The following is a 22,932-nucleotide window of genomic DNA, read 5'->3' as shown; positions in this document are numbered from 1 at the left end:
TTCCGGGGGCGGGTGTTGGCGGGGGGGTGTTACGGGGGGGCCGGGCGCCCGGCCTGCCGGTCCCGCGCCCCTCGCCCGTTCCTCGCTCCCCGCCCGTCCCGCGCCGGTACGGCGCCTGTGACGGTCCGGGTCAGCGCGCCTTGCCGTTGGCGGCGGCCACCAGGGCCTCCTGGGTCACCGCGCCCGCGTAGATCCTGCCGTCGTCCGTCAGCAGGGCGTTGACCAGGCGCGTCTTGAAGACGGTGCCCGAGCCGAACGGGCCCGTCACCTTGTCGCCCAGGGCGTCGAGGAACTGCTGGGCCTCCGGCGGGACATCCTCGCCGGCGGCGCCCCCGGCCGCGCCGGTCGGGCCGGCCAGCTGGGCGACCGACGTCCAGCCCTCGCCGATGACGTCGAGGCCGCCCGGGAGGCCGCCCGCGAGGCCCCCCAGCGCGTCACCAGGCAGTGCGGGCTTGTGGCGGGCGGAGGGCTCGGACGGCGAGTGCCCGTCCTGCTCGATCACCTTCGTGCCCTTCGGCGGCTCGAACGCGAACGTCGAGGCCGCCGGCCTGGCGAAGTCGACCTTGGTGAAGCCCGCGTCGACGGCCGCCTTGCCGCCGTCGCGCGGCGTGAGCGTGAACTTCAGCGGCACGCCCTTCTCCGCGTCCACGGCGACCGTTATCGCGCCGACCGTGGAACCGCTCTGCTTGGGCTTGATGACCAGCTGGTACGCGTCGCGCCCGGCGACCCTCGCCGTACCGCCGACCGTCACCGAGGTGGTCTCGTCGACGGCCTTGAGCGCCTGGGCGGCGAGGTCCTTGGGGGTGGCCGGGATCTCGGGGACGTCCCGGGACCCGGAGCCGTCGCCCGACGAGGTGTGGAAGGCCTCCTTCGACGCGCTGTCGTACGCCCACATGTCACCGCCGTCGCGGATCAGGCTGTACTCCGAGCCGTCCCCCAGGATCGACAGGCGCTGGCGGTCGGGGCCGTCCGCCGCGACCCGCAGCGTGTGCGTGCCGGAGGCGAGCTCCGTCAGCTTGCCGCCGCCCTCGCCGAGCGGACCGGCGCCGCCCAGGGACGGCAGGCCGAGGTCCGCCGTCACCTTCACCGTGCCGGAGAGGCGCTGCACGTCCGAGGCGGCGATCCTCTCCACGAGCTGCTGTGCCGTGATCTCCGGCAGTTCGGGGTCACCGGAGTCCGCGAGCGCCGGGACCAGCCCGATCGTCGCGGCCGCCACCCCCGCCACCGCGACCGGAACCGCGTACCGTGCCGCCCTGCGGCGGCCTGTGCTGTCGTTCGGTGCCATGCGTGCCCTACCTCCGTGGTCCGTGATCAGCGACGTACCGTCTACGTCCATCTGACCGCGTCCGGCGCGCGTTGGCGTCAGCCCTCGGAATCAACTTCCGTACTGCTGAAGGATGACCCCGACCCCGAGGAGCCGGGGGTGTCCCGGACACCGCCCCGCCGGTCCGGCCCGGACGACGGGCCTAGCCCGCGCGGTGCACCACCAGGTCGCACAGCTCCTCCAGCGCCGCCTTGGCGTAGCACTCGGGGAGCGGCGCCAGCATGGCCCGCGCCTCCTGCGCGTGCCGTACGGTGTCCCGCCGGGCCTGCTCCAGCGCCGGGTGGACCCGCAGCAGCCGCAGGGCCTCGGCGTGCCGCTCGTCGTCCGTGAGGTCGCCGTCCAGCAGCTCGACCAGGGCCAGGTCCTCGGGCAGGCCGGAGGCCGCCGCCCGGGCCCGCAGGTGCAGCACCGGCAGGGTGGGGATGCCCTCGCGCAGGTCGGTACCGGGGGTCTTGCCGGACTCGTGGGAGTCGGAGGCGATGTCCAGGACGTCGTCGGCGAGCTGGAAGGCCAGGCCCAGCCGCTCCCCGTACTGGGTGAGGGTGTCCACGATCCGCTCGTCCGCGCCCGACGTCATCGCGCCGAAGCGGCAGGAGACGGCGACCAGCGAACCGGTCTTGCCCGCCATGACGTCCAGGTAGTGCTCGACCGGGTCCCGCCCGTCGCGCGGTCCGGCCGTCTCCAGGATCTGGCCGGTGACCAGTCTCTCGAAGGCCTCCGCCTGGATGCGGACCGCCTCCGGGCCCAGGTCGGCGAGGATGTGCGAAGCGCGCGAGAAGAGGAAGTCACCGGTCAGGACCGCCACCGAGTTGCCCCAGCGGGCGTTGGCGCTGTCCACGCCCCGGCGCACGTCCGCCTCGTCCATGACGTCGTCGTGGTACAGGGTCGCCAGGTGGGTGAGCTCGACGACGACCGCCGAGGGCACGACGCCGGGAGAGTACGGGTCGCCGAACTGGGCCGCGAGCATCACCAGCAGCGGCCGGAAGCGCTTGCCCCCGGCGCGTACCAGGTGCTGCGCGGCCTCGGTGATGAACGGCACTTCGCTCTTGGTGGCAGCGAGGAGCCCAGCCTCGACAGCCGCCAACCCGGCCTGGACATCGGCTTCGAGAGCCTGGTCCCGCACGCTCAGCCCGAACGGCCCGACGACGGTCACGAGGGGATCTCCTGTCTGCTGACGATCACACGGATTGTCGATGTGTCGCTGGATTCACTCAAGTCAGCGTATCCCGTCGCCTTTCGATCACCATGGGCGCCTTCCCGCCACCCCCGGTATGTTCAGGAACAGCGAATATGACCCTGCGTAGGGGTCTTTGTCCGTACCTGTCACCGGCCCCGGCGAGGTCTTCCGCGTCCGCCGGGCCGATCATGCCCGCTCCGGCCGGTGCGCCGCCCGGGCACGGCCTTCACCGGAGCACGGGATGATCGGTACGAGCCCGTCGTAACGTGTCCCCCACACCCGTGGAAAGCGAGGCAAGCACCGATGCCCGAGCAGTCCGAGCAGAGCCCGCTCGACCTGACCGAAGGCGACCCCTTCGGACCGCACAACCTCCCGTACGGCGTCTTCTCCACCGCCGACGAGCCCGGCCGCCGCAGGGTCGGCGTCCGCATCGGCGACCACGTGCTGGACGCGGGCGCGGCGGCGCACGCGCTGGGCTCGCCGTACGCGGCGCTGCTCGCCCGGCCCAGCCTGAACCCGCTCCTCGCCGCCGGGCGCACCGCCTGGCGCGATGTGCGCCGGGCGCTCACCGCCTGGGTTACGGTCCCGGCCCACCGGCCGGACGTCGAACCGCTGCTGCACCCGCTCGCCTCGGTCACCCTGCACCTGCCCTACGAGGTGGCCGACTACGTCGACTTCTACGCCTCCGAGCACCACGCCACCAACGTCGGGCGGATCTTCCGCCCGGACGGTGACGCGCTCACCCCCAACTGGAAGCACCTGCCGATCGGTTACCACGGCCGTTCCGGCACGGTCGTGGTGTCGGGTACGGAGGTGGTGCGGCCGTCCGGGCAGCGCAAGGCGCCCACCGACTCCGCCCCGGTCTTCGGGCCGTCCGTGAAGCTGGACATCGAGGCGGAGGTCGGCTTCCTGGTCGGTACGCCCTCGGAGCTGGGCCGGCCGGTGGCGCTGGCGGACTTCCGCGACCACGTCTTCGGACTGACGCTGCTCAACGACTGGTCGGCGCGGGACATCCAGGCGTGGGAGTACGTGCCGCTGGGCCCCTTCCTCGGCAAGTCCTTCGCCACGTCGGTCTCGGCGTGGGTGACCCCGCTGGAGGCCCTGGACGCGGCCCGGGTCGCCCCGCCGGCCCGGGACTTCGGCCTCCTGCCGTACCTGGACGACTCGGCGGAGGAGGAGCCGGGCGGCTTCGACCTGCGGATCACGGTACGGATCAACGGCGAGGTCGTCTCCGAGCCGCCGTTCTCCACCATGTACTGGACGGCGGCCCAGCAGCTCGCGCACATGACGGTCAATGGGGCCTCGCTGCGCACCGGTGACCTCTTCGGCTCCGGCACGGTCAGCGGCCCGGAGACCCACCAGCGCGGTTCGCTGCTGGAGCTGACGTGGAACGGCCGGGACCCGCTGGACCTGTCGGCGGGCAAGCGGACGTTCCTGGAGGACGGCGACGAGGTCACGCTCACGGCCTGGGCGCCGGGCCCGGACGGTACGAAGGTCGGGCTGGGCGAGGTGACCGGGCGGATCGCTCCCGCCGCGCGCTGACCGGTGGGGAAGCGGGCCCGGGAAAGGACGGGGGCCCGGCACCCGGGCTCGGGGTGCCGGGCCGGCGCGGCCCTGGCTCAGCCGCGCCTGACAGTGGTCAGGCGGCCCGCCACAGGGCGGGCGCGTGGGGCGGCTCCCAGCCCGGCTGGGCGGTGTGGCCCTGGAGACACACATATCCGCCGCCGCCGTGGCTGACCCGGTCGCCCGGCCGGTAGGCGGTGCCCACCGTCCAGGCGGAGCCGCCGGGCGGCGGTGTGGTCGGGCCGGGGCCCGGGGACTGCGGCACGTCCAGGACGAAGTCGAAGGCGCCCTCCCGGGCGCCGCCCGCGTCGCGCACCGTCATCAGCAGCCGGGGGTCGAACAGCGAGTCGGTGTTGTTGCGGGGCTCGCCGGGGAAGTACAGCTGGGTCGTCAGCACCGGCCGGCCGGGGGCCTGCACCTTGACGTGCAGGTGGCGGGTGCGGCCCGGATAGAGACCGGGCACGATGGTGGAGAGCCTGAACGCCCCCCGCTCGTCGGTGAACTGGTGGCCGCGGAAGCGGAACCCCACGTTGTCGTAGGCGCCGTTGACGTCCGCCTGCCAGAAGTCGAGCAGGGCGCCGGTGACCGGGCGGCAGGCCGACCCGAAGACGTAACCGCTGACGGTCAGGCGGACCCCGGGTGTGCCCGGCTCCACCAGTGAGGTGCGGCGCGGAGAGTTCGGCTTGAAGTAGGGGCCCTCCATCTGGGGCGGGGTGGGGTCGTCGCCGTCGTCGCAGGACGGCGTCGGTTCGGGGGCCTGTCCGCTGCCGGTGGCGGTACGGGCCAGGGCGGGCACGCCCATCAGCAGGGCGGGCGCCGTGACGGACGCCGCGAGCGCGGCGCGGAGCACCGCCTTGCGGGTGGGGTGCACCGGGCTTCCGCCGGTGGCGCCGGTGGTGCCCGTGCCGGTCTCGCTCTCGGTCTCGCCGTCCATGCCTGCTCCTCAGAAGGGGGCGCGTCGGGGGTCGCCAGTGAACCTACGCGGGCGGTGGGTCGGGGGCGATGGACTCGACGCGGTGGTCGTGGTGAATATCACCGCCGTGCCGGAAGTCGCCCGGGCTGACGCCCGTCTCGCGGCGGAAGAAGCGGCAGAAGTAGGCGGCGTCGCCCAGCCCGACCCGGGCGGCCACCTGCCGCACGGTCAGGTCGGTGCGGGCCAGCAGCCGCTTGGCCTCGTGGACGCGGGCCTCGCGCACCAGTTGGCCCGGTGTCCGGCCGGTGGCCGCCTTGACCGCTTCCGCCAGGTATCCGGTGGTGACACCGATCCGGTCCGCGCAGGCGCGCACCGACCACAGAGCCGGGTCGGCGGCGGCGACCAGCCGGGCGAACTCCTCGGCCACCGAGCCGGACCGGGTGGGCGCGGGCGGGGCCGCCGCGGGCTCGGGCAGCCGGGCGGCCCGGACGACCAGGATGTGCAGCAGGGCGCGCAGGACGCTGTCGAACCCGTCGGCGCCGCGCTGGTACTCGTCGGTCAGCTCGGCGATCAGCCGGTTGACCCAGACGCGGTCGCCCTCGTCCAGGGTCAGCCAGGGCCGCTCGCCCAGGCGCCGCAGGATGTCCCGGTCGCCGGGGTGGTCCAGCAGGAAGTCGTCGGTGAACAGGATGACCGACCCTTCCAGGCCGCTGGTGTCCTCCCAGTGGTGCACCTGGCCGGGGGCGAGGACGCACAGGTTCGGCGGCCGCAGCCGCCATCGGGCGAGGTCGATGACATGGGTGCCCGAGCCGCCGGTGACGTGGACGATCTCGTAGAAGGTGTGCCGGTGCGGGAAGGTGGCACGGGACATCGGGCCGATGGTGTCGAACGTGCCGACGGCGAACGGCAGGACGTTGGGCATGGGCACTTCCAGACGGTGGACGGGCAGCGCCCCCTCCGCCGGTGCCACGCACTGTGTCCCGGGTAACACCGTGGTACCGCGCATCGTCCCGCTCTCCTTCGCATTCCCGTGTACCGACCGATCACCGGGCGCCACGATGGCATGCCCGCCCGGTGTGCGGAACAGCGGAAGGGCCCGGCCCCCTCGGGGGTGCCGGGCCCTTCCATGGCCGGCCGGTCAGCGGACGAACACCCCCGCCTGGTTCGCCAGCTCCAGGAAGTACTGCGGTGCCACGCCCAGCACCAGCGTGACCGCGACACCGACGCCGATGGCCGTCATCGTCAGCGGTGACGGCACGGCGACCGTCGGGCCTTCCGGCCTGGGTTCGCTGAAGAACATCAGCACGATGACCCGGATGTAGAAGAACGCGGCGATCGCCGACGAGATCACGCCCACCACCACGAGCGCGCCCGCGCCACCCTCCGCCGCCGCCTTGAAGACGGCGAACTTGCCGGAGAAGCCGGAGGTGAGCGGGATACCGGCGAAGGCCAGCAGGAACACCGCGAAGACCGCGGCGACCAGCGGCGAGCGCCGCCCCAGCCCGGCCCACTTGGACAGGTGCGTCGCCTCGCCGCCCGCGTCGCGCACCAGCGTGACGACGGCGAACGCGCCGATCGTGACGAAGGAGTACGCCGCCAGGTAGAACAGCACGGACGAGACACCGTCCGGAGTGGCCGCGATGACACCGGCCAGGATGAAGCCGGCGTGCGCGATCGAGGAGTAGGCGAGCAGCCGCTTGATGTCGGTCTGGGTGATGGCGACGACCGCACCGGCCAGCATGGTGACGATGGCGACGGCCCACATGATCGGCCGCCAGTCCCAGCGCAGGCCGGGCAGCACCACGTACAGCAGGCGCAGCATGGCACCAAAGGCGGCCACCTTGGTCGCCGCCGCCATGAACCCGGTGACCGGTGTGGGGGCACCCTGGTAGACGTCCGGGGTCCACATGTGGAACGGCACCGCGCCCACCTTGAACAGCAGTCCCGTCAGCACCATCGCGAAACCGATGAGCAGCAGCACGTCATTGCCCATGGTGGCGGCGAGCGCCGGGTCGACCGCCGTCACCGAACCGTCGACAACGTCGGCGATGCGGGCGTACGACACCGAGCCCGCGTACCCGTACATCAGGGCGATGCCGAACAGCAGGAAGGCGGAGGAGAAGGCGCCCAGCAGGAAGTACTTCACGGCCGCTTCCTGCGACATCAGCCGCTTGCGGCGGGCGACGGCGCACAGCAGGTACAGCGGCAGCGAGAAGACCTCCAGCGCGATGAAGAGCGTCAGCAGGTCGTTGGCGGCCGGGAAGACGAGCATGCCCGCGACCGCGAACAGGGCCAGCGGGAACACCTCGGTGGTGGTGAACCCGGCCCTGACGGCGGCCTTCTCGTGGTCGCTGCCGGGTACGGCGGCGGCCTCGGCGGCGAACGAGTCGATGCGGTGGCCGTGATGGGCCGGGTCCAGGCGCCGCTCGGCGAAGGTGAAGACGGCCACCAGCGAGGCGAGCAGGATGGTGCCCTGGAGGAAGAGCGCCGGCCCGTCGACCGCGATGGCGCCCATCGCGGCGATCCGCGCCTTGGTGGTGCCGTATCCGCCGGCCGCCAGGGCGACGACGGCGGCGAAGGCGGCGGCCAGCGCCACCACGGTCAGGAAGACCTGCGTGTGGTAGCGGGCCCGGCGCGGGACCAGCGCCTCCAGGAGCACGCCCACGACCGCGGCGCCGACCACGATCAGCGTGGGTGCCAGCTGGGCGTACTCGATGGCCGGAGCCGGGATCCGGTCGACCGGGACCGGCTCGGCCGCTGTCGTCCACAGGCTGTGGACAGCGTTTGCGACGTTCACTTGGCCGCCTCCACGTCGGGCTGTGGGTCCTTCTGCTGTACGTCGGACATGGTGTGCCGCACGGCCGGATCGACGATCTCGGTCAGCGGCTTGGGGTAGACACCCAGGAACAGCAGCAGGGCGATCAGCGGGGTGATCACCACCAGCTCCCGCGCCCGCAGGTCGGGCATGGCCCTGACCTCTTCCTTCACCGGGCCGGTCATCGTGCGCTGGTACAGCACCAGGGTGTAGAGCGCGGCCAGCACGATGCCCGACGTGGCGATGATCCCGGCCACCGGATACCGGGCGAACGTGCCGACCAGCACCAGGAACTCACTGACGAACGGGGCGAGCCCGGGCAGCGACAGCGTGGCCAGGCCGCCGATGAGGAAGGTGCCGGCCAGCACCGGCGCGACCTTCTGCACCCCGCCGTAGTCCGCGATGAGGCGGGAGCCGCGCCGTGAGATCAGGAACCCGGCCACCAGCATCAGGGCGGCCGTCGACAGCCCGTGGTTGACCATGTACAGCGTCGCGCCGCTCTGGCCCTGGCTGGTCATCGCGAAGATGCCCATGATGATGAAGCCGAAGTGGGAGATCGACGCGTAGGCCACCAGGCGTTTGATGTCGCGCTGGCCGACCGCGAGCAGCGCGCCGTACACGATGCTGATCAGCGCCAGGACGATGATCGCGGGCGTGGCCCACTTCGAGGCCTCCGGGAAGAGCTGGAGGCAGAAGCGGAGCATGGCGAAGGTGCCGACCTTGTCGACCACGGCCGTGATGAGCACCGCGACCGGCGCGGTCGCCTCGCCCATGGCGCTGGGAAGCCAGGTGTGCAGCGGCCACAGCGGCGCCTTCACCGCGAAGGCGAGGAAGAACCCGAGGAACAGCAGCCGTTCGGTGTCGGTCGCCATGTCCAGGGTGCCGTTGGCCCGGGCCTCGGCGATGCCGGTCAGCGAGAAGTTCCCGGCGACGACGTAGAGGCCGATGACGGCGGCCAGCATGATCAGCCCGCCGGCCAGGTTGTAGAGGAGGAACTTGACCGCCGCGTACGACCGCTGGGCCGCCGCGTTCTCCTCGCCGCCGGCGTGGGCCCGGTCCCCGAAGCCGCCGATGAGGAAGTACATCGGGATCAGCATGGCTTCGAAGAGGATGTAGAAGAGGAAGACGTCGGTGGCCTCGAAGGAGAGGATCACCATCGCCTCGACCATCAGGATCAGGGCGAAGAAGCCCTGGGTCGGCCGCCACCGCTTCGACCGCGTCTCCAGCGGGTCGGCGTCGTGCCAGCCGGCCAGGATGATGAACGGGATCAGCAGCGCGGTCAGCGCGATCAGCGCCACCCCGATGCCGTCCACGCCCAGTTCGTAGCGGACGCCGAAGTCCTTGATCCAGGCGTGGGACTCGGTGAGCTGGTAGCGCTCACCGCCCGGTTCGAACCGGACGGCCACGAGCGCGGCCAGGACCAGTGTGCCCAGGGAGACCAGCAGCGCCAGCCACTTGGCGGCGGTGCGCCGGGCGGCGGGGACGGCGGCGGTGAGGATCGCACCGACCGCCGGAAGCGCCGCGGTCACCGTCAGCAGGGGGAACGACATCGCGGTCACACTCCCCTCATCAGCAGGGTCGTGGCGATCAGCACCGCCGTACCTCCGAACATCGAGACCGCGTAGGAGCGGGCGAAGCCGTTCTGCAGCAGGCGCAGCCGGCCGGACAGACCGCCGACCGAGGCGGCGGTGCCGTTGACCACCCCGTCGACCAGGGTGTGGTCGACGTAGACCAGGGAGCGGGTGAGGTGCTCGCCGCCCCGGACCAGGACCACGTGGTTGAAGTCGTCCTGGAACAGGTCGCGCCGGGCGGCGCGGGTGAGCAGCGAGCCGCGCGGGGCGACGACCGGGACGGGCTTGCGGCCGTACTGCGCGTACGCGAGGCCGACGCCGGCCAGCAGCACGACGACCGTCGACGCGGTGACCGCCCCGGCGCCGATCGGCGGATGGCCGTGCTCGAACCGGGTCACCGGTTCGAGCCAGTGGACGAACGCGCTGTTCAGCGAGAACAGGCCGCCCGCGAAGACCGACCCGAAGGCCAGCACGATCATCGGGACCGTCATGGACTTCGGCGACTCGTGCGGGTGCGGCATCCGGCCGGCGCCGGCCTCGGCGGCCGGTTCCGCGCTGGGCACGGCGTCGGCGTCGGGGGCGGGCTGCCAGCGCTTCTCGCCGAAGAAGGTCAGGATCATCACGCGGGTCATGTAGTACGCGGTGATGCCCGCGCCCAGCAGGGCGACCCCGCCCAGGATCCAGCCCTCGGTGCCGCCCTTGGCGAACGCCGCTTCGATGATCTTGTCCTTGGACCAGAAGCCGGACAGGCCCGGGAAGCCGATGATCGCGAGATAGCCCAGGCCGAAGGTGACGAAGGTGACCGGCATGTACGTCCGCAGGCCGCCGTACTTGCGCATGTCGACCTCGTCGTTCATGCCGTGCATGACGGAACCGGCGCCGAGGAAGAGGCCGGCCTTGAAGAAGCCGTGCGTCACCAGGTGCATGATCGCGAAGGCGTAGCCCACCGGTCCCAGGCCGGCCGCCAGGATCATGTAGCCGATCTGCGACATCGTGGAGCCGGCCAGCGCCTTCTTGATGTCGTCCTTGGCGCAACCGACGATCGCGCCGAAGAGCAGTGTCACCGCGCCGACCACCGTGACCGCCAGCTGCGCGTCGGGCGCCGCGTTGAAGATCGCGCCCGACCGGGTGATGAGGTAGACGCCGGCGGTGACCATGGTGGCCGCGTGGATGAGGGCGGAGACCGGGGTGGGGCCCTCCATGGCGTCCCCGAGCCAGGACTGGAGCGGCACCTGGGCGGACTTGCCGCAGGCGGCGAGCAGCAGCATCAGCCCGATGGCCGTCAGCATGCCCTCGGACGCCTCGCCGGTGGCCGCGAGGACCGGCCCGAAGGCGAAGGTCCCGAAGGTGGTGAACATCAGCATGATCGCGATGGACAGGCCCATGTCGCCGACCCGGTTGACCAGGAAGGCCTTCTTGGCGGCCGTGGCCGCGCTGGGCTTGTGCTGCCAGAAGCCGATGAGCAGGAACGAGGCGAGGCCGACGCCCTCCCAGCCGAAGTACAGCAGCAGGTAGTTGTCGGCGAGGACGAGCAGCAGCATCGCCGCGAGGAAGAGGTTCAGGTAGCCGAAGAAGCGGCGCCTGCGCTCGTCGTGGGCCATGTACCCGATCGAGTACACGTGGATGAGCGTGCCCACGCCGGTGATCAGCAGGACGAACGTCATGGACAGCTGGTCGAGCTGGAAGGCGATGTCCGCCCGGAAGCTCTCCACCGGCACCCAGCTGAACAGGTGCTGGTGCAGCGCCCGTTCCCCGGCATCCTTGCCCAGCATGTCGAAGAAGAGCACCGCGCCGATGGCGAAGGAGGCGGCGGCGAGCAGGGTGCCGAGCCAGTGCCCGGCCCTGTCCAGCCGCCGGCCGCCGCACAGCAGGACGGCCGCTCCGAGCGCGGGCGCCGCGACGAGCAGCGCGATCAGGTTCTCCACTGTTTCAGCCCCTCACAGTTTCATCAGGCTGGCGTCGTCGACCGAGGCCGAGTGGCGGGACCGGAACAGCGACACGATGATCGCGAGCCCGACGACGACCTCCGCGGCGGCGACGACCATCGTGAAGAAGGCGATGATCTGGCCGTCGAGGTTGCCGTGCATACGGGAGAAGGCGACGAACGCGAGGTTGCAGGCGTTGAGCATCAGTTCCACGCACATGAACACCACGATGGCGTTGCGCCTGATCAGCACCCCGGCCGCGCCGATGGTGAACAGCAGGGCGGCCAGGTAGAGGTAGTTGACGGGATTCACTGCGCGTTCTCCTCCTTGCGGTCCTCGCCGCGGCCGAGGCGTTCCTCCGCGCGCTGTTCCAGCGCCCTGAGGTCCTCCAGCGCCTGGGTCGACACGTCCCGGATCTGCCCGCGCGCCCGGAGGGTCCGGTTGACGGTGAGCTCCGAGGGGGTGCCGTCGGGCAGCAGGCCGGCGATGTCCACGGCGTTGTGCCGGGCGTAGACACCCGGGGCGGGCAGCGGCGGCAGGTGCTTGCCCTCCCGGACGCGCTGCTCGGCGAGTTCGCGCTGGGTCCTGGCCGGCTCGGTCCGCTCGCGGTGGGTGAGCACCATCGCGCCGACCGCGGCCGTGATCAGCAGCGCGCCGGTGATCTCGAAGGCGAAGACGTACGTGGAGAAGATGAGCGCCGCGAGGCCCTCCACGTTGCCGCCGGCGTTGGCGCCGCCCAGTCCGTTGAAGGTGTCCAGCGAGGCGCTGCCGATCCCGGCGACGAGCAGGATCCCGAAGCCGAGCCCGCAGACGACCGCCAGCCAGCGCTGGCCCTTGATGGTCTCCTTGAGCGAGTCGGCGGCGGTGACGCCGACCAGCATGACGACGAAGAGGAACAGCATCATGATCGCGCCGGTGTAGACGACGATCTGGACGACGCCGAGGAAGTACGCGCCGTTGGCGAGGTAGAAGACGGCCAGGATGATCATCGTCCCGGCCAGGCACAGCGCGCTGTGCACGGCCTTCCTCATCAGGATGGTGCACAGCGCGCCGATGACGGCGACGGTGCCCAGCACCCAGAACTGCACGGCCTCGCCCGTGGAGGCCGCGGCGGCGAGTGCGCTCATGCGCCGATCACCTTCTTCGAGGCGGGCTCGTCCTCGCCGAAGTCCGACGCGGCCTCCTGGGGGGCCGGGTCCTCGCTCGCGGCGGGCTGCTGGACGGTGCCGGGCGCGGCTCCGGTGACCAGGCCCCGGTAGTAGTCCTGCTCGGTCATGCCGGGGAAGATGGCGTGGGGGGTGTCCACCATGTCCTCCTCCAGGCCCGCGAGGAGCTGCTCCTTGGTGTAGATCAGGCTCTCGCGCGAGCTGTCGGCCAGCTCGAACTCGTTGGTCATGGTGAGGGCCCGGGTGGGGCACGCCTCGATGCACAGGCCGCACAGGATGCAGCGGGCGTAGTTGATCTGGTAGACGCGGCCGTACCGCTCGCCGGGCGAGTAGCGCTCCTCGTCGGTGTTGTCGGCGCCTTCGACGTAGATCGCGTCGGCGGGGCAGGCCCAGGCGCACAGCTCGCAGCCGACGCACTTCTCCAGGCCGTCGGGATGCCGGTTGAGCTGATGCCGGCCGTGGAAGCGCGGCGCTGTCGTCTTCTCCTGCTCCGGGTACTGCTCGGTCAGCCGCTTCTTGAACATGGCCTTGAAGGTCACGCCGAAGCCCGCCACCGGGTTCTGGAAGTCAGACACCGTCGGTCTCCTTTCCGTCACTCGCAGTATCGGGGGCGCCACTGGCAATCAACTCGCGCTGCCCGCGAGGCCGTCGGCGTGGCACCGGCGGCAGGGTCTGTCCGGGCAGCGGCGGCACCGGGAAGCCGCCGGCCGTCGGGTCGAAGGCGGCGGGCGGCGCGGTGTCGTCGGCCGCCGCCTTGGCCTTGCGGTCGCGGAACACGTCCACGACGAAGGAGAGCAGCAGGACCGCGATGACCGCGCCGCCGACGTACAGCACGATCTGCTGGAAGTCGTAGTTCTCGTTGCGCAGCGCCCGTACGGTCGCCACCAGCATCAGCCAGACGACCGAGACCGGGATGAGGACCTTCCAGCCCAGCTTCATCAGCTGGTCGTAGCGGACGCGGGGCAGCGTGCCGCGCAGCCAGATGAAGAAGAACAGCAGCAGCTGGACCTTGAGGACGAACCAGAGCATCGGCCACCAGCCGTGGTTGGCGCCCTCCCAGAAGGTGGACACCGGCCACGGGGCCCGCCAGCCGCCCAGGAAGAGCGTCACGGACACCGCCGACACCGTCACCATGTTCACGTACTCGGCGAGCATGAACATCGCGAACTTGATGGAGCTGTACTCGGTGTTGAAGCCGCCGACCAGGTCGCCCTCGGACTCCGGCATGTCGAACGGGGCCCGGTTGGTCTCACCGACCATGGTGACGACGTAGATGATGAACGAGACCGGCAGCAGGACGATGTACCAGCGGTCCGCCTGCGCCTCGACGATGGCCGAGGTCGACATCGAGCCGGAGTAGAGGAAGACGGACGCGAAGGCGGCACCCATCGCGATCTCGTAGGAGATCATCTGCGCGCACGAGCGCAGGCCGCCGAGCAGCGGGTACGTCGAGCCGGACGACCAGCCGGCCAGCACGATGCCGTAGATGCCGACGGAGGCGACCGCGAGGATGTACAGCATCGCGATGGGCAGGTCGGTGAGCTGCATCGTGGTGCGGTGCCCGAAGATCGAGACCTCGTTGCCGGCCGGGCCGAACGGGATCACCGCGATCGCCATGAACGCCGGGATGGCGGCCACGACCGGGGCGAGCACGTAGACCACCTTGTCGGCCCGCTTGACGATCACGTCCTCCTTGAGCATCAGCTTGATGCCGTCCGCCAGGGACTGGAGGAGACCCCACGGGCCGTGCCGGTTGGGGCCGATGCGCAGCTGCATCCAGGCGACCACCTTGCGCTCCCACACGATGGAGAAGAGCACGGTGATCATCAAGAAGGCGAAGCAGAACACCGCCTTGACCACCACGAGCCACCAGGGGTCGCGGCCGAACATGGACAGGTCCTCGGCCGCGAGGAGGCTCTGCGGCCGGGCCGCGAGTTGTACGAGCGCGGTCATGCGCGCACCTCCGGTACGGGGGTGGGGCGGCCCGTTCCGGGCCGGACGACGTGGCGCGGGGCGGCGGCTGCCGGCCCGCGGCCGGCAGCGCCGCGACCGGCGGCACGGGGCTCGGTCATGGCCGCACCTCCGCGGTCGCCGGGGCGATGCGGACCAGCCGGCCCGGGGTGGTGCCCAGGGCGGACAGGGCGCCGCCCGGGGTGGAGTTGAGCGGCAGCCAGACCACCCGGTCCGGCATCGGGGTGACCTGGAGCGGGAGGTGGACCGAGCCGGCCGGGCCGGTCACCGCCAGGAGGTCGCCGTCCTTGACGCCGGTCTCGGCCGCGGTGGCCGCCGAGAGGCGGGCCACCGAGGCGTGGCGGGTGCCCGCGAGCGCCTCGTCGCCCTCCTGGAGGCGGCCCAGGTCCAGCAGCATCCGGTGGCCCGCCAGCACCGCCTCGCCCTCGCCGGCGCGGGGCAGCTCCCGGCCGGCCGCCGCCGGGTCGCCCGCCGGCGTACCGTCCCAGGCGCCGAGCCGGTCCATCTCGCGGCGCACGGCCCTGATGTCCGGCAGCGCGAAGTGGACGTCCAGGGTGTCGGCGAGCATGTGCAGCACCCGGGCGTCGGCCGGGGCGAGCGTGCGGGCCATGTGCTCGGGCTTCAGGGCCGCCTCGAACGGGCGCGCCCGGCCCTCCCAGTTGAGGAAGGTGCCGGACTTCTCCGGGACGGCCGCGACCGGGAGGACGACGTCCGCCCGCTCGGTGACCTCGCTGGGCCGCAGCTCCAGCGACACCACGAACGCCGCCTCCAGGGCCTCCCGCGCGCGCTGCGGGTCCGGCAGGTCGGCGACCTCGACGCCCGCCACCAGCAGGGCGTCCAGTTCGCCGGTGGCCGCGGCCCGGACGATCTCCCCGGTGTCCCGCCCGTAGCCGTGCGGGAGCTCGCGTACGCCCCAGACGGCGGCGACCTCCTCGCGCGCGCGGGGGTCGGTCGCCGGGCGACCGCCGGGCAGCAGCGCCGGGATGGCGCCCGCCCACAGTGCCCCGCGCTCCCCCGCCCGCCGCGGGATCCACACCAGTTCGGCACCGGTGGCCGTCGCGACCCGCACCGCTGCGGTCAGCGCCCCGGGTACGCCCGCCAGCCGCTCGCCGACCACCAGGACCGCGCCCGGCGCGCGCAGCGCGTCGGCGGCGCGGGCGGCGTCACCGTCCAGTCCGGTGGCGGAGGCGAGCGCGTCCAGCCACTCGGTCTCGGTGCCCGGCGCGGCCGGCAGCAGGGTGCCGCCCGCCTTCTCCAGGCCCCGGGTGGCGAAGGGGGCCAGCGCGAAGGTCCGCAGGCCGTGCTTGCGCCAGCCCTTGCGCAGCCGCAGGAAGACGCCCGGCGCCTCCTCCTCGGACTCGAACCCGGCGAGCAGCACCGCCGGGGCCTGCTCCAGGGAGGTGTTCGTGACCCCGGTGCCTCCCCGGGGGCCTCCGGCGCGGGAGGGGCCCCCGAGGTCCCGGCCCCGCCCGGCGACCCGGGCGGCCAGGAAGTCGGCCTCCTCGCCGCTGTGCACCCGGGCGCGGAAGTCGATGTCGTTGGTGCCGAGCGCGACCCGGGCGAACTTGGCGTACGCGTAGGCGTCCTCGACGGTGAGCCGGCCGCCGGTCAGGACGCCGGTGCGCCCCCGGACCAGGCCGCGGGCCGCCGCCTCCAGGGCCTCCGGCCAGCTCGCCGGTTCCAGCACGCCCGCGGGGTTGCGCACCAGCGGCGTGGTGAGCCGGTCACGCTGCTGTGCGTACCGGAAGGCGAACCGGCCCTTGTCGCACAGCCACTCCTCGTTGACCTCCGGGTCGTTGAGCGCGAGCCGCCGCATGATCTTGCCGCGCCGGTGGTCGGTGCGGGTGGCGCAGCCGCCCGCGCAGTGCTCGCACACGCTCGGCGAGGACACGAGGTCGAAGGGGCGGGAGCGGAACCGGTACGCCGCCGAGGTCAGCGCGCCGACCGGGCAGATCTGGATGGTGTTGCCGGAGAAGTACGACTCGAACGGGTCGCCCTCGCCGGTACCGACCTGCTGGAGCGCGCCGCGTTCGATCAGCTCGATCATCGGGTCGCCCGCGATCTGGTGGGAGAACCGGGTGCAGCGGGCGCACAGCACGCACCGCTCGCGGTCGAGCAGCACCTGTGTGGAGATGGGGACGGGCTTCTCGTAGGTCCGCTTCCTCCCGTCGAAGCGGGAGTCGGCCCGCCCGTGGGACATGGCCTGGTTCTGGAGCGGGCACTCACCGCCCTTGTCACAGACCGGGCAGTCCAGCGGGTGGTTGATGAGCAGCAGCTCCATCACACCCACCTGGGCCTTCTCGGCGACCGGGGAGGTCAGCTGGGACTTGACCACCATCCCGTCGGTGCAGGTGATGGTGCAGGACGCCATCGGCTTGCGCTGGCCCTCCACCTCCACGATGCACTGCCGGCAGGCGCCGGCCGGGTCGAGCAGGGGGTGGTCGCAGAACCGGGGGATCTCGATGCCGAGCTGCTCGGCGGCGCGGATGACCAGCGTCCCCTTGGGGACGGAGATCTCGATGCCGTCAATGGTCAGGGTGACCAGGTCCTCCGGCGGGATCGCCGCCTCGCCGGCGCCTCCGGCGGAGGGTGACGTGGTGACGGTCATACGGCCACCTCCAGGTGATTGTCCGCCCAGGCGGTCGACTTGGCCGGGTCGAAGGGGCAGCCCTTGCCCGTGATGTGCTGCTCGTACTCCGCGCGGAAGTACTTCAGCGAGGAGAAGATCGGCGAGGCGGCGCCGTCGCCGAGCGCGCAGAAGGACTTGCCGTTGATGTTGTCGGCGATGTCGTTCAGCTTGTCGAGATCGGTCAGCTCGCCCCTGCCCGCCTCGATGTCGCGCAGCAGCTGAACCAGCCAGTAGGTGCCCTCGCGGCACGGGGTGCACTTGCCGCAGGACTCATGGGCGTAGAACTCGGTCCACCGGGTGACCGCCCGCACCACGCAGGTCGTCTCGTCGAAGCACTGGAGCGCCTTGGTGCCCAGCATCGAGCCGGCCGCGCCGACCCCCTCGTAGTCCAGGGGGACGTCGAGGTGCTCGTCGGTGAACATCGGCGTGGAGGAGCCGCCGGGCGTCCAGAACTTCAGCCGGTGGCCCGGCCGCATGCCGCCGCTCATGTCGAGCAGCTGGCGCAGGGTGATGCCGAGCGGTGCCTCGTACTGGCCGGGTGAGGCGACGTGGCCGCTGAGCGAGTAGAGCGTGAAGCCGGGGGACTTCTCACTGCCCATCGACCGGAACCACTCCTTGCCCCGGTTGAGGATCGCGGGAACCGACGCGATGGACTCGACGTTGTTCACCACGGTGGGGCAGGCGTACAGACCGGCGACGGCCGGGAAGGGGGGACGCAGCCGGGGCTGGCCGCGGCGCCCTTCGAGCGAGTCCAGCAGCGCGGTCTCCTCGCCGCAGATGTAGGCCCCGGCGCCCGCGTGCACGGTGAGTTCGAGGTCGAGTCCGCTGCCGAGGATGTCGGTGCCGAGGTAGCCCGCCTCGTACGCCTCGCGCACGGCCTCGTGCAGCCTGCGCAGCACCGGCACGACCTCGCCGCGCACGTAGATGAAGGCGTGGCTGGACCTGATCGCGTAGCAGGCGATCACGATCCCCTCGATGAGGGAGTGCGGGTTCGCGAAGAGGAGCGGGATGTCCTTGCAGGTTCCGGGCTCCGATTCGTCGGCGTTGACCACGAGGTAGTGCGGCTTGCCGTCGCCCTGCGGAATGAACTGCCACTTCATTCCGGTGGGGAAGCCCGCGCCGCCCCGGCCGCGCAGGCCGGAGTCCTTGACGTACGCGATGAGGTCGTCGGGCGACATGGCGAGGGCCTTCTTCAGCCCCTCGTAGCCCTCGTGCCGCTTGTACGTCTCCAGGGTCCACGAGCCGGGCTGGTCCCAGAACGCGGACAGCACCGGCGCCAGCAGTTTCTGCGGGCCGGTGCCTCCGCCGGCTTCCGGCTGGGAGACGCCCCCCTGTTCGGTGGACACCGTCATCACTCCCCCTCCTCGGTGACCGGGCCCGACGGGTTGGCGGGGTCGGACGCCGACGTGGCTTGCGGTGCGTCGTGCGAGCTGAGGTGGCCGGAGCCGGGTGTGGGCTCGTCGTCCGGTGCCTCGCCGCGCGGGTGGACCACGCGCGCGGGGGCGGTCTCGCCCTTGGCGAGCCTCAGCCCGATCAGCGAGGCCGGGCCCGCGCCGCCGGACGCCTCGACCGCGCCGGGGCGCTCGTCGGGGAAGCCGGCCAGGATCCGGGCGGTCTCCTTGTACGTGCACAGGGGCGCGCCGCGGGTGGGTTCGACGGGGCGGCCGGCGCGCAGGTCGTCGACGAGCCGCCTGGCCGTCTGCGGGGTCTGGTTGTCGAAGAACTCCCAGTTGACCATCACCACGGGCGCGAAGTCGCAGGCCGCGTTGCACTCGATGTGTTCGAGGGTGACCTTGCCGTCCTCGGTGGTCCCGGTGTTGTCGACGCCGAGGTGCTCCTTGAGCTCCTCGAAGATGGCGTCGCCGCCCATGACGGCGCACAGGGTGTTGGTGCAGACGCCGACCTGGTAGTCGCCGGAGGGCTTGCGCCGGTACATCGTGTAGAAGGTGGCGACGGCGGTGACCTCGGCGGTGGTCAGGCCCAGTAGTTCGGCGCAGAACCGCACGCCGGTCCGGGAGACGTACCCTTCCTCGGACTGCACCAGGTGCAGCAGCGGCAGCAGCGCGGAGCGGCTGTCGGGGTAGCGGGCGATGATCGCCCTCCCGTCCGCTTCCAGCCGGGCGCGTACGTCGGCCGGGTAGTCGGGGGCGGGGAGCTGCGGCATCCCCAAGGAAACATCTGTCACCGGTCGACGCCTCCCATCACGGGGTCGATGGACGCGACGGCGACGATGACGTCGGCGACCTGGCCGCCCTCGCACATCGCCGCCATGGCCTGGAGATTGGTGAAGGACGGGTCGCGGAAGTGGACCCGGTGGGGGCGGGTGCCGCCGTCGGAGACGACGTGCGCGCCGAGTTCGCCCCTGGGCGACTCGACCGCCGCGTACACCTGGCCGGCCGGCACCCGGAAGCCCTCGGTCACCAGCTTGAAGTGGTGGATCAGGGCCTCCATGGAGGTGCCCATGATCTTCTTGATGTGGTCCAGGGAGTTGCCCAGGCCGTCCGGGCCGAGCGCGAGCTGCGCGGGCCAGGCGATCTTCCTGTCGCCGACCATCACCGGTCCCGGCTCCAGCCGGTCCAGGCACTGCTCGATGATCCGCAGCGACTGGCGCATCTCCTCCAGCCGGATGAGGAAGCGCCCGTAGGCGTCGCAGGTGTCGGCGGTCGGCACGTCGAACTCGTACGTCTCGTAACCGCAGTAGGGGTCGGTCCTGCGCAGGTCGTGCGGGAGCCCGGCCGAGCGCAGGACCGGGCCGGTGGCGCCGAGCGCCATGCAGCCGGACAGGTCGAGGTAGCCGATGTCCTGCATCCGGGCCTTGAAGATGGGGTTGCCGGTGGCGAGCTTGTCGTACTCCGGCAGGTTCTTCTTCATCGTCCGCACGAACTCGCGGAGCTGGTCGATGGCGCCCGGCGGCAGGTCCTGGGCGAGGCCGCCGGGGCGGATGAACGCGTGGTTCATCCGCAGGCCGGTGATCAGCTCGTAGAGGTCGAGAATCAGTTCCCGGTCGCGGAAGCCGTAGATCATGATCGTGGTGGCGCCCAGCTCCATCCCGCCGGTGGCGATGCACACCAAGTGGGAGGAGAGCCGGTTGAGCTCCATCAGCAGGACGCGGACGACGGTGGCCCGGTCGGGGATCTGGTCCTCGATGCCGAGCAGCCGCTCCACGCCCAGGCAGTACGCCGCCTCGTTGAAGAAGGGCGTCAGGTAGTCCATGCGCGTGACGAAGGTGGTGCCCTGCGTCCAGTTGCGGTACTCGAGGTTCTTCTCGATGCCGGTGTGGAGGTAGCCGATGCCGCAGCGGGCCTCGGTGACCGTCTCGCCGTCGATCTCCAGGATGAGCCGGAGCACTCCGTGCGTCGACGGGTGCTGCGGGCCCATGTTGACGACGATCCGCTCGTCGTCGGCCCTGGCCGCGGACTGGGCGACCTCGTCCCAGTCGCCGCCGGTGACCGTGTAGACGGTGCCCTCGGTGGTCTCGCGGGCGTCCGCCCGCGTCGCGTGTGGGGCCTGGGGAGTGGTCACGAGTACGACCTCCGCTGGTCCGGAGCCGGGATCTGGGCGCCCTTGTACTCGACGGGGATGCCGCCGAGGGGGTAGTCCTTGCGCTGCGGGAAGCCCTGCCAGTCGTCCGGCATCATGATCCGGGTGAGGGCGGGGTGGCCGTCGAAGATCAGGCCGAAGAAGTCGTACGTCTCGCGCTCGTGCCAGTCGTTGGTCGGGTAGACCCCGACGAGCGAGGGGACGTGCGGATCGCTGTCCGGGGCGCTCACCTCCAGCCGGAGGATCCGGCCGTGGGTGAGCGAGCGCAGGTGGTAGACGGCGTGCAGCTCGCGCCCCTTGTCCCCGGGGTAGTGGACACCGCTGACACCCGTGCAGAGCTCGAAGCGCAGCGCGGGGTCGTCGCGCAGGGTGCTGGCCACCCGCACCAGGTGTTCGCGCGCGATGTGGAAGGTGAGCTCACCGCGGTCGACCACGGTCCGCTCGATGACGTTCTCGGGGACCAGCCCCTGCTCCTCGAGGGCCCCCTCCAGTTCGTCGGCCACCTCGTCGAAGTAGCCGCCGTAGGGCCGGGTGGCGGCACCGGGCAGGGCGATGGTGCGCACCAGGCCGCCGTAGCCGGTGGTGTCGCCGCCGTTCCGGGCGCCGAACATGCCCTTGCGTACGCCGATGACCTCGCCGGTGTCGTCCCGCTGGGCGGGCATGTGGTTCTGCTCGTGATCCTGTGCGTCGCTCACCGCGCGCCCCTTCCGGCCGCGTCCGCGCCGGCGCGGCGCGGCGGTGCGGCTTTCGCTGTCGGCAGCGGCCCGGTGGCCGCGCGTGCGTGGCTCACCTGAGAAGCCCCTTCATCTCGATCATGGGGAGCGCCTTCAGCGCGACCTGCTCGGCCTCGCGGGCCGCTTCCTCCGCGTTCACACCGAGCTTGGAGCCCTGGATCTTCTGGTGGAGCTTGAGGATGGCGTCCATCAGCATCTCGGGCCGCGGCGGGCAGCCCGGCAGGTAGATGTCGACGGGGACGATGTGGTCGACGCCCTGCACGATCGCGTAGTTGTTGAACATCCCGCCCGACGATGCGCAAACCCCCATGGAGATCACCCACTTGGGGTTGGGCATCTGGTCGTAGACCTGGCGCAGGACCGGTGCCATCTTCTGGCTGACCCGGCCCGCCACGATCATCAGGTCGGCCTGGCGCGGTGAGCCGCGGAAGACCTCCATGCCGAAGCGCGCCAGGTCGTAACGGCCCGCGCCGGTCGTCATCATCTCGATGGCGCAGCAGGCGAGGCCGAAGGTCGCCGGGAAGACGGACGACTTGCGCACCCAGCCCGCGGCCTGCTCGACGGTGGTCAGCAGGAAGCCGCTCGGCAGTTTCTCTTCGAGTCCCATGAGTGTGCCCTCTCAGCCCCTCAGTCCCATTCCAGGCCGCCGCGCCGCCACACGTAGGCGTAGGCGACGAAGACGGTGAGCACGAAGAGCAGCATCTCCACGAGCCCGAAAAGCCCCAGGGCGTCGAAGCTGACGGCCCAGGGGTAGAGGAAGACGATCTCGATGTCGAAGACGATGAAGAGCATCGCCGTCAGGTAGTACTTGATCGGGAAGCGACCGCCTCCGGCAGGCGTGGGGGTCGGTTCGATGCCGCACTCGTACGCCTCGAGCTTCGCCCGGTTGTACCGCTTGGGGCCGATAAGCGTGGCCATGACCACGGAGAAGATCGCAAACCCTGCCCCGAGGGCGCCGAGCACGAGGATGGGCGCGTAGGCATTCACGCTCCTCGCTCCTTCCAGTCGTCCTTGACCGTTGGACCGCACCGGGCTCCGCCTCGCCGCCTCGCGAAGATCGTGCACATGTGAGGCAGTTCACAAGCCCGACTGCTTCGCATCCTATGCCCGTCGATCTGTGATCTGCGACACGGGTTGCAGCAACGTCTTTGTGATCTCCACCACCTGGCGAAGGATCATGGAACCGGTGGGACACCCGTTCCGACACGGGGTGATTGCGTTCGGCCACACACAGTGATTCAGCACGGTGTTACCGCTGGTCGGACGGGCCTCGCTCTATCAAGACATGGTCACTACAAGCAAATTCGCCAAGACCTCGCACGAGTGATAAAGGACCTCACCTCACCCGACCGAGGGGGGCAGGGGTAGCGAAGTGGACACGTGCGCGCGTTCACGATCTTCCGGGCACGACACGGCCCGCCTCTCCGCGTGACCTGCGTCACGTGCCGCCCGGCGTCGCACAAGCGGGCTTGGCCACCGGTGCGAAGGGATGGTAGGTCGGCGGCAATTCGGACGTTTCGCGGAAAACCCATGATCACGGGCCCGATCACCCCTGTCCGTATTGTCCGTTACGGCGTCAATAAGGGCGCCACGGCGGCGGTTTC

General features: G+C 71.3%; 19 protein-coding genes. 1 reads left to right on the top strand and 18 read right to left on the bottom strand.

The genetic code is table 11. The features are described 5' to 3' along the window. Window positions 1-130: 130 nt before the first annotated feature. A complete protein-coding gene (locus AB0H53_RS22160) occupies window positions 131-1,285 on the bottom strand; it encodes a sigma-E factor regulatory protein RseB domain-containing protein (protein WP_362115904.1) in 1,155 nt (384 codons plus the stop codon). Window positions 1,286-1,466: 181 nt separating this feature from the next. Continuing rightward, complete coding sequence (locus tag AB0H53_RS22155) at window positions 1,467-2,477, bottom strand: polyprenyl synthetase family protein (protein ID WP_362115901.1); 1,011 nt, start codon at window positions 2,475-2,477, stop codon at window positions 1,467-1,469. Window positions 2,478-2,804: 327 nt separating this feature from the next. On the opposite strand from AB0H53_RS22155, the gene fahA reads away from it, so the two are divergent. After that, window positions 2,805-4,043, top strand: coding sequence for a fumarylacetoacetase (fahA, locus tag AB0H53_RS22150; protein WP_362115898.1), 1,239 nt, complete (start codon window positions 2,805-2,807; stop codon window positions 4,041-4,043). Between the two features lie 97 nt (window positions 4,044-4,140). Here the strand turns inward: fahA and AB0H53_RS22145 are convergent, their stop codons facing one another. From AB0H53_RS22145 to AB0H53_RS22070, 16 genes are all read right to left on the bottom strand, one after another. Continuing rightward, entirely contained in the window at window positions 4,141-4,998 is an 858-nt protein-coding gene (locus AB0H53_RS22145) for a carbohydrate-binding protein (RefSeq protein WP_362115895.1), read from the bottom strand. A gap of 43 nt (window positions 4,999-5,041) precedes the next feature. Beyond that, window positions 5,042-5,983, bottom strand: a complete 942-nt coding sequence (locus AB0H53_RS22140; protein ID WP_362115892.1) for an AraC family transcriptional regulator — start codon at window positions 5,981-5,983, stop codon at window positions 5,042-5,044. Between the two features lie 132 nt (window positions 5,984-6,115). Further along, window positions 6,116-7,774 carry an NADH-quinone oxidoreductase subunit NuoN gene (gene nuoN, locus AB0H53_RS22135; RefSeq protein ID WP_362115889.1) on the bottom strand — a complete coding sequence of 553 codons (1,659 nt, stop codon included), beginning with the start codon at window positions 7,772-7,774 and terminating at the stop codon, window positions 6,116-6,118. After that, window positions 7,771-9,342: an NADH-quinone oxidoreductase subunit M gene (locus AB0H53_RS22130; RefSeq protein WP_362115928.1), complete on the bottom strand. Its 1,572-nt coding sequence runs from the start codon at window positions 9,340-9,342 to the stop codon at window positions 7,771-7,773. The genes nuoN and AB0H53_RS22130 overlap by 4 nt, the downstream gene beginning before the upstream one ends. A gap of 5 nt (window positions 9,343-9,347) precedes the next feature. Then, on the bottom strand, window positions 9,348-11,288 hold the full coding sequence (gene nuoL / locus AB0H53_RS22125; RefSeq protein WP_362115886.1) for an NADH-quinone oxidoreductase subunit L: 1,941 nt from the start codon (window positions 11,286-11,288) through the stop codon (window positions 9,348-9,350). 12 nt (window positions 11,289-11,300) lie between these two features. After that, the gene (gene nuoK / locus AB0H53_RS22120; protein WP_069927518.1) at window positions 11,301-11,600 is read right to left on the bottom strand and encodes an NADH-quinone oxidoreductase subunit NuoK; all 300 of its coding nucleotides are present in this window, start codon (window positions 11,598-11,600) and stop codon (window positions 11,301-11,303) included. Beyond that, window positions 11,597-12,415, bottom strand: a complete 819-nt coding sequence (locus AB0H53_RS22115) for an NADH-quinone oxidoreductase subunit J (protein ID WP_362115883.1) — start codon at window positions 12,413-12,415, stop codon at window positions 11,597-11,599. The genes nuoK and AB0H53_RS22115 overlap by 4 nt, the downstream gene beginning before the upstream one ends. Beyond that, a complete protein-coding gene (gene nuoI, locus AB0H53_RS22110) occupies window positions 12,412-13,050 on the bottom strand; it encodes an NADH-quinone oxidoreductase subunit NuoI (protein WP_362115880.1) in 639 nt (212 codons plus the stop codon). The genes AB0H53_RS22115 and nuoI overlap by 4 nt, the downstream gene beginning before the upstream one ends. Then, the gene (nuoH, locus tag AB0H53_RS22105; RefSeq protein ID WP_362115877.1) at window positions 13,022-14,407 is read right to left on the bottom strand and encodes an NADH-quinone oxidoreductase subunit NuoH; all 1,386 of its coding nucleotides are present in this window, start codon (window positions 14,405-14,407) and stop codon (window positions 13,022-13,024) included. The genes nuoI and nuoH overlap by 29 nt, the downstream gene beginning before the upstream one ends. 115 nt (window positions 14,408-14,522) lie before the next feature. Next, on the bottom strand, window positions 14,523-17,033 hold the full coding sequence (locus tag AB0H53_RS22100; protein WP_362115874.1) for an NADH-quinone oxidoreductase subunit G: 2,511 nt from the start codon (window positions 17,031-17,033) through the stop codon (window positions 14,523-14,525). Then, a complete protein-coding gene (nuoF, locus tag AB0H53_RS22095) occupies window positions 17,030-18,406 on the bottom strand; it encodes an NADH-quinone oxidoreductase subunit NuoF (RefSeq protein ID WP_362115871.1) in 1,377 nt (458 codons plus the stop codon). The genes AB0H53_RS22100 and nuoF overlap by 4 nt, the downstream gene beginning before the upstream one ends. Next, window positions 18,406-19,218, bottom strand: a complete 813-nt coding sequence (gene nuoE / locus AB0H53_RS22090; protein ID WP_362115925.1) for an NADH-quinone oxidoreductase subunit NuoE — start codon at window positions 19,216-19,218, stop codon at window positions 18,406-18,408. The genes nuoF and nuoE overlap by 1 nt, the downstream gene beginning before the upstream one ends. Window positions 19,219-19,235: 17 nt before the next feature. Beyond that, window positions 19,236-20,576, bottom strand: coding sequence for an NADH-quinone oxidoreductase subunit D (locus AB0H53_RS22085; RefSeq protein ID WP_362115868.1), 1,341 nt, complete (start codon window positions 20,574-20,576; stop codon window positions 19,236-19,238). After that, the gene (locus tag AB0H53_RS22080) at window positions 20,573-21,256 is read right to left on the bottom strand and encodes an NADH-quinone oxidoreductase subunit C (RefSeq protein ID WP_362115922.1); all 684 of its coding nucleotides are present in this window, start codon (window positions 21,254-21,256) and stop codon (window positions 20,573-20,575) included. The genes AB0H53_RS22085 and AB0H53_RS22080 overlap by 4 nt, the downstream gene beginning before the upstream one ends. 124 nt (window positions 21,257-21,380) lie before the next feature. Beyond that, window positions 21,381-21,935, bottom strand: a complete 555-nt coding sequence (locus AB0H53_RS22075) for an NADH-quinone oxidoreductase subunit B family protein (protein ID WP_362115865.1) — start codon at window positions 21,933-21,935, stop codon at window positions 21,381-21,383. Window positions 21,936-21,955: 20 nt separating this feature from the next. Beyond that, window positions 21,956-22,315, bottom strand: coding sequence for an NADH-quinone oxidoreductase subunit A (locus tag AB0H53_RS22070; RefSeq protein ID WP_003956195.1), 360 nt, complete (start codon window positions 22,313-22,315; stop codon window positions 21,956-21,958). Window positions 22,316-22,932 lie beyond the last annotated feature (617 nt).

The organism is Streptomyces sp. NPDC050856, from assembly GCF_040653855.1.
Lineage (GTDB): Bacteria > Actinomycetota > Actinomycetes > Streptomycetales > Streptomycetaceae > Streptomyces.
The sequence above is the reverse complement of the archived record's forward strand: the minus strand, read 5'-3'. Positions and strand labels throughout refer to the sequence as shown.

Coding starts and splice junctions, on each gene's coding strand:
- AB0H53_RS22080 (WP_362115922.1), bottom strand. CDS start 21,256: ATGCCCGCCCAGCGGGACGACACCGGCGAGGTCATCGGCGTACGCAAG.
- nuoF (WP_362115871.1), bottom strand. CDS start 18,406: ATGACGGTGTCCACCGAACAGGGGGGCGTCTCCCAGCCGGAAGCCGGC.
- AB0H53_RS22100 (WP_362115874.1), bottom strand. CDS start 17,033: ATGACCGTCACCACGTCACCCTCCGCCGGAGGCGCCGGCGAGGCGGCG.
- AB0H53_RS22130 (WP_362115928.1), bottom strand. CDS start 9,342: ATGTCGTTCCCCCTGCTGACGGTGACCGCGGCGCTTCCGGCGGTCGGT.
- nuoH (WP_362115877.1), bottom strand. CDS start 14,407: ATGACCGCGCTCGTACAACTCGCGGCCCGGCCGCAGAGCCTCCTCGCG.
- AB0H53_RS22140 (WP_362115892.1), bottom strand. CDS start 5,983: ATGCGCGGTACCACGGTGTTACCCGGGACACAGTGCGTGGCACCGGCG.
- nuoE (WP_362115925.1), bottom strand. CDS start 19,218: ATGCCGCAGCTCCCCGCCCCCGACTACCCGGCCGACGTACGCGCCCGG.
- AB0H53_RS22075 (WP_362115865.1), bottom strand. CDS start 21,935: ATGGGACTCGAAGAGAAACTGCCGAGCGGCTTCCTGCTGACCACCGTC.
- AB0H53_RS22145 (WP_362115895.1), bottom strand. CDS start 4,998: ATGGACGGCGAGACCGAGAGCGAGACCGGCACGGGCACCACCGGCGCC.
- fahA (WP_362115898.1), top strand. CDS start 2,805: ATGCCCGAGCAGTCCGAGCAGAGCCCGCTCGACCTGACCGAAGGCGAC.
- AB0H53_RS22160 (WP_362115904.1), bottom strand. CDS start 1,285: ATGGCACCGAACGACAGCACAGGCCGCCGCAGGGCGGCACGGTACGCG.
- AB0H53_RS22115 (WP_362115883.1), bottom strand. CDS start 12,415: ATGAGCGCACTCGCCGCCGCGGCCTCCACGGGCGAGGCCGTGCAGTTC.